Origin of the sequence: Proteus sp. GOKU (genome assembly GCF_015475555.1) — a bacterium.
GTDB classification, from domain to species: Bacteria; Pseudomonadota; Gammaproteobacteria; order Enterobacterales; family Enterobacteriaceae; genus Proteus; species Proteus mirabilis_B.
Window position 1 is genome coordinate 964,098 of sequence record NZ_CP034105.1, and the last position, 13,378, is coordinate 977,475.

General features: G+C 37.6%; 12 protein-coding genes. All 12 read left to right on the forward strand.

The window, feature by feature from the left end; all coding sequences use genetic code 11:
* The first annotated feature begins 11 nt into the window (after positions 1–11).
* Entirely contained in the window at positions 12–2,627 is a 2,616-nt protein-coding gene (locus EHE21_RS04415) for an outer membrane usher protein (protein WP_088493560.1), read from the forward strand.
* A 55-nt stretch (positions 2,628–2,682) separates the two neighbouring features.
* On the forward strand, positions 2,683–3,441 hold the full coding sequence (locus EHE21_RS04420; protein WP_194951955.1) for a fimbria/pilus periplasmic chaperone: 759 nt from the start codon (positions 2,683–2,685) through the stop codon (positions 3,439–3,441).
* Between the two features lie 13 nt (positions 3,442–3,454).
* A complete protein-coding gene (locus EHE21_RS04425) occupies positions 3,455–4,000 on the forward strand; it encodes a fimbrial protein (protein WP_088493558.1) in 546 nt (181 codons plus the stop codon).
* Between the two features lie 11 nt (positions 4,001–4,011).
* Positions 4,012–4,497, forward strand: coding sequence for a fimbrial protein (locus tag EHE21_RS04430; RefSeq protein WP_023581062.1), 486 nt, complete (start codon positions 4,012–4,014; stop codon positions 4,495–4,497).
* 10 nt (positions 4,498–4,507) lie between these two features.
* Positions 4,508–5,056, forward strand: a complete 549-nt coding sequence (locus EHE21_RS04435; RefSeq protein ID WP_194951956.1) for a fimbrial protein — start codon at positions 4,508–4,510, stop codon at positions 5,054–5,056.
* Between the two features lie 21 nt (positions 5,057–5,077).
* On the forward strand, positions 5,078–5,905 hold the full coding sequence (locus EHE21_RS04440) for an adhesin (RefSeq protein WP_194951957.1): 828 nt from the start codon (positions 5,078–5,080) through the stop codon (positions 5,903–5,905).
* Positions 5,906–5,926: 21 nt separating this feature from the next.
* Entirely contained in the window at positions 5,927–6,247 is a 321-nt protein-coding gene (locus tag EHE21_RS04445) for a helix-turn-helix domain-containing protein (RefSeq protein WP_088493554.1), read from the forward strand.
* Positions 6,248–8,185: 1,938 nt separating this feature from the next.
* On the forward strand, positions 8,186–8,713 hold the full coding sequence (locus EHE21_RS04450; RefSeq protein WP_194951958.1) for a fimbrial protein: 528 nt from the start codon (positions 8,186–8,188) through the stop codon (positions 8,711–8,713).
* A gap of 89 nt (positions 8,714–8,802) precedes the next feature.
* The gene (locus EHE21_RS04455; protein ID WP_270754177.1) at positions 8,803–9,363 is read left to right on the forward strand and encodes a fimbrial protein; all 561 of its coding nucleotides are present in this window, start codon (positions 8,803–8,805) and stop codon (positions 9,361–9,363) included.
* 20 nt (positions 9,364–9,383) lie between these two features.
* Positions 9,384–12,005, forward strand: a complete 2,622-nt coding sequence (locus EHE21_RS04460; protein ID WP_194951959.1) for an outer membrane usher protein — start codon at positions 9,384–9,386, stop codon at positions 12,003–12,005.
* 45 nt (positions 12,006–12,050) lie between these two features.
* Positions 12,051–12,809 (forward strand): fimbria/pilus periplasmic chaperone, encoded by a 759-nt coding sequence (locus tag EHE21_RS04465; RefSeq protein WP_194951960.1) that lies wholly within the window; start codon positions 12,051–12,053, stop codon positions 12,807–12,809.
* Between the two features lie 11 nt (positions 12,810–12,820).
* Positions 12,821–13,378, forward strand: coding sequence for a fimbrial protein (locus EHE21_RS04470; RefSeq protein ID WP_228766733.1), 558 nt, complete (start codon positions 12,821–12,823; stop codon positions 13,376–13,378).

Here is a 13,378-nt window from a genome sequence, read left to right on the forward strand (position 1 = left end):
TTGGATAACTTATGGTTAGAACATTCAAAACCGTTGGTTTAGGGACGGAAAAAAAGAAAAAACAACATACTATTCGGCCTGTTGCTGTACTGATCTATTTAATTCTTACTGGCGCTTCCAGTATTTCAAGTTCAGCTTTAGCAAATAGTAATATTGAATTTAATGCCGATATTTTGGATCTAAAAGATAAGCAAAATATCGACTTATCAGATTTCTCTCGTGCTGGCTATATTATGCCCGGCCGATATGAGTTTGTTGTTCGTGTGAATAATAATGAACTCCCTGAACTTTATAACATTAACTATGTTGTGCCAGCTAATGATCCTAAAGGTAGCGAGGCTTGCCTACCACCAGAATTGATCCACCAAATAGGGCTCAAACCTGAATGGGCTGAAAAAGTGAAATATCAAGATAATGGAAGTTGTCTTGATATCTCTTCTATTCCCGGAATGACGGTAAATGCAAGTCTGGGAAATGGCAATCTTATTCTTACTATTCCTCAAGCGTATCTTGAATATTCAGCACCAAACTGGGATCCACCGTCTCGTTGGGATCATGGTATCTCAGGCGTACTTTTCGACTATAACGTCAATGCTAACGTGACCGATCCCGCTAAAGGGAAACAGCGCCAACAAGTTACAGGTTTAGGAACCGTGGGAGCAAACCTTGGTGTTTGGCGTTTCCGTGCCGATTGGCAAGCAAGTTATCAGCATACAACGGGTCTTCCTGATAGCACTGAAAATAGTTGGAAATGGAACCAACTTTATCTTTATAGAGCAATTACGCAATTAGGGGCTCGCCTTGTAATGGGGGAGACTTATTCACGCTCTGATATTTTCGATAACTTCCGTTTTACTGGGGTTAACTTGTCTACGGATGACAATATGCTACCACCTAACTTAAGGGGATATGCCCCTGAAGTAACGGGAGTAGCAAAAACAAATGCGAAAGTAACGATTAGCCAGCAAGGTCGTGTGATCTATGAAACTCAGGTGGCTCCGGGACCGTTTCGTATTCAAGACATCAATGATGCAGTAAGTGGCAAATTAGATGTGCGTGTTGAAGAGCAAGATGGATCTGTTCAAGAGTTCCAAATGGATACTGCAAGTATTCCTTATTTAACACGTCCCGGCAGAGTGCAATATAAATTATCTGCGGGTAAACCGTCGGATATGAACCGTAATACAGAAGGTCCTATTTTTGGTATGGGTGAATTCTCATGGGGGATCAGTAACGGTTGGTCACTTTATGGTGGTTCATTAGTCTCGGGAGATTATAACTCGGTTTCTGCTGGTATTGGTCGTGACCTGATGGCACTGGGTGCTATCTCTTTTGATGCGACACATTCTTGGGCAAAAATTCCAAGTGATAATAAGCGTTATCACGGTGGTTCCTATCGCTTAAGTTACTCAAAACGTTTTGAACAAATAAATAGCCAAGTGACATTCGCAGGCTATCGATTCTCTGAACGTGACTTTATGAGTATGAATCAATATTTAGATCGCCGTTATCGTGGTGGTGAAGAAGATAACAATAAAGAGCTTTATACCATTATGTTTAGTAAGCAGTTCCCTGAATGGGGGTTGAGTGCTTACTTAAACTATAGTCATCAGACTTATTGGAATAAACCTAATAATGATAACTATAACCTATCGTTAGCCAAAACGATGGATATTGGTAGCTTTAAAAATATCAATCTCAGTTTGTCAGCGTTTCGCAATAAATTTAATGGCACCAATGATAATGGCGTTTATATGAATGTCAGTATGCCTTGGAGCGATCGCGCGACCATTAGCTACAACACTGTGATTAATAAGCACGGTAATTCACATAATGTCAGTTATTACGATCGTATTGATGACAATAGTAGCTATCGTGTTGGTGCTGGTTTAAGCAGTAACGGTAAACCATCCGCAGATGCCTATCTCATGCATTATGCTGATGCTGCATTGGTCACTGCCAGTGCGAGCCATATTAATGGCGAATACACATCAGCCACATTATCACTACAAGGTGGAGCAACATTAACACCAAAAGGTGGTGCATTACACCGTACAAGTCGTACTGGTAGTACTCGTTTATTGGTTGATACAGATGGTATTTCTGATGTACCAGTGAAAAGTATCGGCGCTATTACTCGTACCAATGCTTTTGGTAAAGCCGTACTGCCTGATATCAATGATTATTACCGCAGCAGTGCCAGTATCGACCTTGATCAGATGCCAGATAACGCTGAAGCATTACGCTCAATTCAACAATTAACCCTAACAGAAGGTGCAATAGGCTACCGCCACTTTGATGTGGTTTCGGGACAAAAAGCCATGGCTGTCATTCGCTTACAAGACGGAACTTATCCACCATTTGGTGCCAGTGTCACAACCGAGAAAGGGCGTGAGCTTGGTATTGTCAATGATGGTGGGAATGTCTATCTGACGGGGATTAATAGTGATGATGTATTGAGTGTGCGTTGGAATGGTCAGGAGCAGTGCAAAGTTCGTATTCCAACATTAGTTGAAGGATTATTTATGTCTTCATTATTACTGACTTGTAGTGATGGAGATGCAACACCTTCGACAATCAATCAAAGAACAGAGCCCTTACCTAAGCCTCAACTGATTACACAATAAGGTTAGGAAAGAAGGGAAAGATAAAAATAATTTCAGACAAAAAGAGTAATTCAAAATGATGTTATCAAAGCGCTTATTCATTGTAACAACCACTTTATTAACTGGAATGGTCTTTACTAGTCAAGCCCTTGCTGCGATTGCTTTAGATAGAACGCGCGTCATTTTTAATGGTGCAGATAAATCTATTAGCTTAAATGTCAGCAATCAAAACAAAGAGCTACCTTACTTGGCTCAGGGCTGGATGGAAAATGAAAATGGAGAACGTATTGACAGCCCATTATTAGTTTTGCCTCCAATTCAGCGTATTGAGCCGGGCGATAAAAGCCAAGTAAAAGTGCAGTCATTACCAGATATTGCCAAGTTACCACAAGATAGAGAAAGCGTTTTCTATTTCAACTTGCGTGAAATTCCACCTCGTAGTGATAAACCTAACGTGTTGCAAATTGCATTACAAACACGAATTAAACTGTTTTATCGCCCCGCATCAATTTACGCCACACAAACGGATCTCACCCATCCTTGGCAGGAAAAAATCACCTTAATAAAGAAAGGTGATCGTTATGAAGTGAATAACCCAACACCTTATTACGTGACATTAGTGGATGGGCTAACAGGATTACAAGGAAAAAGCCTCGACGGTTTTGAACCGATCATGATTGCCCCTAGAAGCACAGGAACGATAAATCTGCATATTTCTGCATTTGGTGCATCACCTGTACTCAGTTACATCAATGACTACGGTGGACGCCCACAGATGAAATTCACTTGTAATGGCAATGAATGCAAAGTCGCAGAAACATCAGCAGGAAACTAAATAGGTCTATTTTATGAAAATGGAACAGCGGTTTAGCCCAAGCAAAGCAGTGTTGATTCTTATTTTGGCAACGTTTACTGGAGGCCTAAGTTTTACTGCTGTTGCGAATTTACCCGCTAGAGCGGTGAAAGATGTCATTCCGGGAATTGTTTATATCAATATTTCAGGGAATGTCATTGCGCCCCCGCCTTGCTTAATTAATGACGGCAAAATGATCGAAGTTAATTTTGGTGAGGTGATGAGTACACGTATTGATGGTGTTCGTTATAAAGAGCCTATTCACTACACCGCGACTTGCCAAAAAATGCCGACAAATGCGATGAAAGTCTATGTTACGGGTAGCGCAACTGGCTTCGATTCAAATGCGCTACAAACAAATATTACAGGATTGGGCGTGCGTATTCTGTATCAAGGAAACTTATTAGATTTAGGTAAGGCGGTGAATTTTACCTATCCCAACTTACCTGAATTAGAAGCTATTCCTGTTCGTGATCAGAATGAAGCCTTAGTGGGTGGTGATTTTGTCGCAAGTGGCACACTGCATGTGGATTATCAGTAAGAGGTCAGAAGATGAATAAATTAAAGTACATGTGCCTGATTGCATTACTGAATTCTTATTCTGTCATGAGCGCAGATGCACCTAATATGAAATTGTTTGGCACCTTATTAGTGCCACCACCTTGTGTCATCAGTAACAACGAACTGATTGATGTCTATTTTGGGCACAATGTAGGTATTCATAAAGTAGATGGCATTAACTACACCGAATCCGTGAATTACCGATTGGTCTGTGATCCAAATTTAAAAGGTTGGGATTTAGGGCTTTCTATTATTGGCCCTAAAACACAGTTTGATGAAGCAGCGCTACAAACCAATATTCCTGATTTAGGTATTCATCTCACGCAAGATGGTAAGCCTTTTAAATTAAACGAGCGTATTGCGATATCACCCGATAATCCACCGGTGATCCAAGCAGTACCTGTTAAAAGGCCGGGGAGCACTTTGCCTGAAGGTGCATTTGAAGTTTCTGCAACACTGCTTGCTGAATACCAATAGGAGCGTATTGATGAATATAACAAGATTATCGATCCCGTTCGTATTGGGTTTTGCCACATTTATGGGATTAACATCAACCGCTTTCTCTGCGCCAGATAATATGCGCTTTCACGGCATATTGGTCGATGAGCCTTGCACCATAAAGCCCGGGGACGAAACCGTTGAGTTAGATTTTGGCAATATTCCGGATAAAAACCTTTATGCGTATCAACGAACACCCAGCAAATTGTTTCAAATACGTTTGTCTGAATGTGACTTAACGATTGGTAAAAGTGTCAAAATCACCTTTAAAGGTGATGAAAATCAAGCCATGGCAGGACAAGGTTTTTTAGCGATCAGCCCAAGTAGTCAAGCGGCGGGTATTGCTGTTGGACTGGAATCTGAAAATGGAAATGCGCTACCTGTTAATAAAGAAACAGACAAAATGTCATTAAATGCAGATGACACGATTTTAAATTTTTATGCCTTTATTCAAGGGGAGCCGGATGCGATTGCTAACCAGTCCATTAAACGCGGCCCGTTTAGCGCAATAGCCACATTCCATTTGAATTATGACTAATTATTAGGGTTGAGGTTTTATATGTCCATATTAAAGCGACTTCCGGCTTTATGTATTGCAATAGGTTTGCTGTTTTCAGCACCTACGATGGCATCTATCTTTTCTTATATTACACATTCTGAAGGTGAGCCAGCTCACGCCACTTATACCTATGTTATTCAGCGTTGGGATCCTGAAGATCCTTATACTCCCAATCCTTGTTATGGCTGGAGTAAATGCTGGATAACCATTAACCATAAACATGATGCTAATGGTTCTCCGGGGTCGGCAGTAAGAAGTATTGTTCGTGTTGAAAAGGAACAGTATTTAGCAGGGGTTCGTGAAGCAGTAATGAAAGTTGAAAGTTTTCCAATACAAGGAACGGCAAGACACGATGGTGATCCGTTAACCTCAAATCAAGAGTGTGTTGGACTATTTTATGAATCTAAGGAAGGAGGTTGGTCTCCAAATGGACGTTTATTACCAGGATCACTATGTGGTATCGCGCCGCCACCAGTAGGTGCCTGCAAAATAACAGAAGGAGCTGTAAATCTAAATTATGGCGATATTGATGAAGTGAGTTTGGAAAATGCGGAACGCGCTCAAAATATTAATGTGACTTGTAACTTGGCAATGAAAGTTCTGGTTATTGCATCAGGTTCAGATAGTGGACGAGTGCCATTACGAGCAGATAACAGTCTCTATGCCGATTTATTTCTTGATGGACACCCGGGAGAAAAGGGGTCTGTCATTGATGTTCCTAAAAATGGAACGATACCCGTAGAGGTTAAATCAGTTTTACATACCAATGGTCGCGTTGCACCGGGCTATTTCTCTGGTTCAGGTTCAATTATTTTAACGATGCCTTAATCATGATAATGGGTGAATATTATGATGAATTACGATTTTACAGATATTGATGTTAATGCATTAGTTGGCAAGAGAATTCAGAAAAAACGTAAAGAATTAGGTTATACCGGTGTGCAGATTGCTGAAAAAATAGGTGTAAGCCAACAGCAATTTTCTCGCTATGAGAGAGGAATGAATAAAATAGATTTAAGTTACCTCGTTTTGTTAGCGAATTACCTGAATACTCCTATTTATTGGTTTTTCGAAGACTGCTTTACCTCGAAATCTTCATCTGAAAATCAGCGAATTGATAAACGCAGTAGCATCACTGCTGAAGCGATGCCTGATGTTTTTTTATACTAATGCATATCGCTAAAAGGAACTCAAACTTGGTGTTTTAGAGCGTATGCTTTTTCTTTGATTGATTACCAAATTGGTAAGGCAGGGGAAACCCTGCCCTTTTTTTATGCTAAAAAATACTAAGTACTGTTAGTTAAACTTGAGTTATTGATCGTGTAATCAGCAAAAAAGAGAGGGGATAGATAATCAATTTTTACACTTTGATAAGAGGAAAAAATGGGTCATAAAAGTAAAGTTATCATTTTATGATGATAATAATTATCTAAAACAGGTATTTTTCTTGAAAAGCGGGATCGGAATACTCTTAAAGCGAGTGTCTTGCAAATATAGGCTTCTATTAAGTTAAACATGTCTTTTTTTTATTACATCATGAAAAAGATAAATAAATCTAACTTAATTTATTAAATAAAGATCTTCTAATAATGACATTCTTATTAAGAGGTGGTGAGTTGAATAATTAAATAATATTAATGGAATTCTCTATTTTTATTTAAATTATTAACTTGTTATCATTTGGTCGATAAAAGATTGTTTCCAATATATACCTTAAAACTTACTTCTTTAAATTAATTAACTATTCAAAAATGAGTTAAATCTATTCAAATAATATAAAACTATTCCTAATTTATCGTAAAGATAAAAAAATTCCAATATTCTTATTGAAAAAGATTTGATAATTAAAAAACAAGTAATAACGACTAATATATATACGCTTTAAATGAGTAATGTTAAGTTAATATATATTTAATGTGAATGAAATGTATTTTACTGTGTTTCTGTTTGGATAAAAATATGTGGATTCTGTGGGAAAGTAATAATATGAATAAGCTAATAATAAAATTAGTAGCAATACGTAAAATAGTCAATAATCCAATAAATAAATAATTTAAATGTTTGAAGTAGCTCTTAGTAAATACATTAAATTTTTTACCCAAAAAAGGCGTAATTATTCTCAATCAAATGATTAGATTTTTGGTTTTTTTTGAGGGGGAAATGAGCATTACACGAATTTCTTTTTTGAATTATCAGCTAGTTAACATATAGGAGTGTTCTTAATCAAAAAATGCAAGTCGTATAAAAAACTCGCTTTTTGACTTCAATTTCTTAAGTATAAATACTTATGTCTAAGTGTTAAATTATTATCAAAACACTCTATTCTTGACTGACTTATTTGTATAATTAATTATAAATCAATGTGTTATAATTTTTTTACTCTTTTTATGTTATTTATTGTAAATATGCGTAACTATAAAAGATGTAACTATTAATTTATCTATTAAATACAATGAGTTATATATTGTTGGGGTTGGTGTTTTAATATCCAATTCAATTTAAGATTATCATTAAAAGATTTATTTAATGTGATTTCCGCATGGGAGTAAATAATGATAATAAATCAATTAACAAATTCATTATTTTGATCTACTTATAAATCAATATATTAGATTTGATTTGTTTCAATATGTAAAATTTTGGTTATATTAGGTTAAGATAAATAAATAATAAAATGTTACTTAATTGACAATTACTCCTATTCGTAAAAAGAAAGTTAGATCTTTTAACTTTAAATTTTGAGATGGCAGAATTTAAATCTCATATTTCTCTTTTTAAGAGTATTTTGTTGGTTTTAAATTCCATTTCGTCATTTTCAAAAAGTAATATTTTGTATGAAAATGTAAAAAATACACCTAATATCAGTAAATTAATAAAATAGGTTTAATTAATTTTTGGTGGTTTGACTTAAATAAAACCCGAGCGAATAATATATCCAACTTGATACGGTTCCTTTATCTGGTTTCATAATTAAATATGAAATTGGTTAGATGAAATTTATCAAAATATAGAAACTCTATTTAGTGTGTCATTCATTTAAGCAATTTGCTTATATTGAATTTTATTATTTTAAATATCTTCGTTCTTATATTTTCAGGAAACATAAAGATGAAATTAAATAAATTAGGTTTAGTTTTAGGTTTAGGCTTAACAGTTGCTGCTGGTTCTGCATTCGCGGCTGATCAAGGTCATGGTACTGTAGAATTTTGGGGTTCAATCATCGATGCTCCATGTTCAATTGATCCTAACTCAGGTGACCAACGTGTTCCACTAGGACAAGTTTCAGCAAATGCACTGAAAGATGGCGGCCGTAGCGTTTCTAACACTTTCAAAATCAAATTACTGCAATGCTCTACTGAAACTTATAAAACAGTTCAAACTACTTTCACTGGTGCTGAAGCAGCGGCTATCCTGCCTGGCTCTTTAGGTATCGAAGGTTTAGCGCAAAATGCAGCAGTTGTTATTACTGATGCAGGTGGTACACAAATCAAATTAGGTGAACCAACTAAAGCTCAAACATTACGTGACGGTAACAATGATCTGAACTTTGCAGCTTACTTAAAAGGTTCTGCAACAGATGCAGCTGTACCTGGTGACTTTACTGCGATCGCTACTTTCGCATTAACTTACCAATAATAGATGTTCTTTTAAGCCCTGTATAAGGATGTATAGGGCTTCATTTCTAGCATTATTTTTTTATGGTTTATTTTATGGAGTAGAGCGCAATGAATCGCAAAATGGTGCCACTATTATTACTTGTTGCAACAGGATTATTTGTTAAACCTGTAATAGCAGTGACCGACATAAAACAAGATGTAAAATCACATCAGCGATTCGGCGTGGTTAGTCTACAAGGCTCTATTTTAGAACCAACATGTACCATCTCAGCAGGAAGCCGAGAGCAAGTTATCTCTTTAAGTACCGTGTCTATTCCAACCTTAGCTGTCGAAGGCCAAGGTCCTATTGAATATTTTTCTATTCGCTTAACAGAATGTTCTCTTGTTGACCAGAAAGGTACACAAGCTGAGCGTCCTCGTTTTATTGCTACTTTTGAAGGCCCCGCACAGAACGGATTATTCCAACTTTTTGGTGACGCGAAAGGTGTTTCGTTAGCTATTGCTGACCGTTATGGAAGATTGGCAATACCAGGGAAACCTCTACCTCCTGTGGATATTGATACAAAATCGTTGTCTTTGCTATATCAAGCAAGACTCGTCAAAAATAACGAAATTCCACGAGCAGGTAATTACCAAGCAACCCTGCGTTTTAAACTCGAATATTATTAAATGGATTGGTTGGATTATTTATGGCTAAATCATTCAAAACTGCTTCACGAAAAGCAGAAAAAAAGAGTAATCAGCATACTATTCGACCTGTTGCGGCACTGATCTATTTAATTATTGCTGGTATGGCAAGTGCTTCTAATGTGGTGTTTGCTGCTAGTGACATCGAGTTTAACTCTGATATTCTTGATCTTAAAGATAAACAAAATATTGATTTATCTGACTTCTCTAGAGCTGGCTATATTATGCCAGGAAAATATGAATTCATTGTTAAAGTTAATAATAATGAATTACCTGATCTCTATACTATTAATTATATAGTTCCCGAAAATGATCCTAAAGCGAGTATTCCTTGTATTCCTCGTGAATTGGTCAATCAATTTACGCTGAAACCAGAGTGGGTTAAAGCGGTAACTTGGAAGGATGGTGACGCCTGTCTTAATGAGTCCTCATTGCCGGGTATGACAACAAGCACTAACTTAGGTGCGGGTAGCTTTATTGTCACCATTCCGCAAGCTTATGTTGAATATTCAACTGAAGACTGGGATCCGCCTTCTCGTTGGGATGAGGGGATTTCAGGTCTTATTTTTGACTATAACGTCAATGCGAACGTCAACGATCCTGCAAATGGTAAACAAAGACAACAAGTAACAGGAAGTGGTACTGCGGGGGCGAACTTAGGTGTTTGGCGTTTCCGTGCTGATTGGCAAGCAAGCTATCAACATACAACAGGTGTGAATAGTAGCTCAGAAAATGATTGGGATTGGAGCCAATATTATCTTTATAGAGCAATCACTCAGTGGGGTGCTCGCCTTGTTATGGGTGAGACTTACTCACGCTCTGATGTTTTTGATAACTTCCGTTTTACAGGTATCAGTTTACTGACTGATGACCAGATGTTACCTCCAAACTTACGAGGTTATGCTCCTGAAGTAACGGGTGTGGCGAAATCTAATGCTAAAGTAACAATTAGTCAGCAAGGCCGTGTTATTTATGAAACTCAAGTCGCACCGGGTCCATTCCGTATTCAAAACCTTAATGATGCAGTGAGTGGTAAGCTTGATATTCGAGTAGAAGAGCAAGATGGCTCAGTACAAGAATATCAAATGGATACCGCAAGTATCCCTTACTTAACACGTCCGGGTCGTGTGCAATATAAATTATCAGCAGGTAAACCTTCTGATATGGATCACAAGACAGAAGGGCCTGTTTTTGCAATGGGTGAGTTTTCATGGGGTGTTGCTAATGGTTGGTCACTCTATGGGGGGTCATTAGTTGCAGGGGATTATAATTCTGTTTCTTTAGGTATTGGTCGTGACTTGATGGTATTAGGTGCAATTTCATTTGATGCGACACATTCATGGGCAAAAATTCCTAATGATGGTAACAACTATCACGGTGGTTCTTATAGAGTCAGTTACTCTAAACGTTTTGAAGAAATTAATGGTCAGGTGACTTTCGCCGGTTATCGCTTCTCAGAACGTGACTTTATGAGTATGGATCAATATTTGGATCGTCGTTATCGTGACAATAACCGCGATAATAACAAAGAGCTCTATACCATAACATTAAGTAAGCAATTCCCAGATATAGGTTTGAGTGCTTATCTTAACTATAACCACCAAACTTATTGGAATAAGCCTGATAACGATTACTACAACTTATCTTTATCTAAGTTTATGGATATTGGTAAGTTTAAAAATATTAACTTTAACTTGTCAGCATATCGCAACAAATTTAATGGCACGAATGATGATGGTGTTTATCTGAACGTCAGTATGCCGTGGAGTGATAAAGCCACAATTAGCTATAACACTGTGATTAATAAACACGGTAATTCACATAACGTAAGTTATTTCGACCGTCTTGATGACAATAATAACTATCGTTTAGGTGCTGGTTTAAGTAGCCGTGGTCGTCCTTCAGCTGACGCTTATTATACTCGTTATGGTGATACTGCATTAGTCACTGCAAGTGCAAGCCATATTCAAGGTGAAAATACATCGGCATCACTTTCATTCCAAGGTGGGGCAACGTTGACACCAAAAGGTGGCGCATTCCACCGTACAGCAATGCCGGGAGCGGCGCGGCTATTAGTTGATACTAATGGCGTTTCTGGAGTCCCAGTGAGAAGTTTAGGGGCAGTAAGCTACACCAATGCCTTTGGTAAAGCAGTACTTCCAGATATTAATAACTATTATCGCAATAGTGCAACAATCGATTTAGATAAATTACCTGATGATGTCGATGCGGTACGTTCAATACAACAATTAACCCTGACTGAAGGGGCTATTGGTTACCGTGAGTTTGATGTTATTGCAGGGCAAAAAGCGATGGCAATCGTACGTTTGAAAGACGGTACTTATCCACCATTTGGAGCAAGCATTACCACCACGAAAGGGCGTGAATTGGGGATCGTGAATGATAGCGGTAATGTTTATCTCAGTGGAATAAATTCAGGTGATATTTTAGACGTACGTTGGAGTGGTAAAAAACAGTGCACAGTACAAGTTCCTAAATTAGATGAAGGTTATTTTATTTCTTCACTATTATTAACTTGTGGAGCCACTCCATCAATATCTTCTCCAGCAGAAGAGAGAACCGAATCACCATCTCAACCACAGCTTGTTAAAACAGAAGGTTGAGAAGGGAAAAATTAAACGATTTTATAAACAAAAGAGTAATTAAAGATGATGTTATTAAAGCGCTCATTCATTGTAGCAACCACATTATTAACTGGCATGGTATTCACTCAACAAGCCATTGCTGCGATTGCATTGGATAGAACTCGTGTCATTTTTAATGGAGCTGATAAGTCTGTCAGCCTGAATGTTAGTAATCAAAATAAAGATCTACCTTATTTAGCACAAGGTTGGATGGAAGATATCAATGGGCAAAAAGTAGAAAGTCCATTAATCGTTCTGCCACCTATTCAGCGTATTGAACCAGGTGATAAAAGCCAAATAAAAATACAATCATTACCTGATGTCGCTAAGTTACCTCAAGATAGAGAGAGCGTATTCTATTTTAACTTACGTGAAATTCCACCACGTAGTGATAAACCAAACGTATTACAAATTGCATTACAAACACGTATTAAACTGTTTTATCGTCCAGCAGCTATTTATGCCACACAAACGGATTTAACAAATCCGTGGCAGGAAAAAATCACCTTAACGAAGAAAGGGGATACCTATCAGGTTAATAATCCAACGCCTTATTTTGTGACAATTGTTGATGGTTTAACAGGGTTAAAAGGTGAAAGTATAACTGGATTTATGCCTTTAATGATTGATCCAAAAAGTAGTGCTGACCTTAGTCTAAAAGCTTCTGCACTTGGTGCATCACCTGTACTAAGTTATATCAATGACTACGGTGGACGCCCTCGTTTGAAATTTAGCTGTAGTGGCAACGAATGTAAGGTTGTAGAAACAGCGACTGGAAATTAATAGGTTTATTTATGGATATGGAACAGCGGTTAAACACAAGCAAAGCAGTGTTGATTTTATTAATGACAACATTTACTGGTGTCCTGAGTTCAGCTGCTGTTGCAAGTACATCACCTAAAGCGGTAGCGGCACCTAGCGCCGTTATACCGGGGATGTCATATATCTATATTAGAGGCAACGTAATCGCACCTCCACCTTGTGTTATTAATAACGGCAAAACGGTTGAAGTCGATTTTGGTGAAGTAATGAGTACGCGTATTGATGGTACTAATTATACAAGACCTATTGTTTACAATGCTGTATGTAAGCAGATGCCAGTGAATACACTAAAAGTCTCTATTGTGGGAAATGGTGCAAGTTTTGATGCAAATGCATTAAGAACGAATTTTACAGGGCTTGGTGTACGCATTCTTTACCAAAACAAGACATTAAGATTAGGACAAACAGTAAACTTTACTTATCCTGATTTTCCTAAGCTTGAGGCAGTACCTGTTCGCGATTATTCGACAACATTAACAACAGGTGGTGAATTTACAGCAACAGCCACTCTTCGAATGGAATATCAGTAA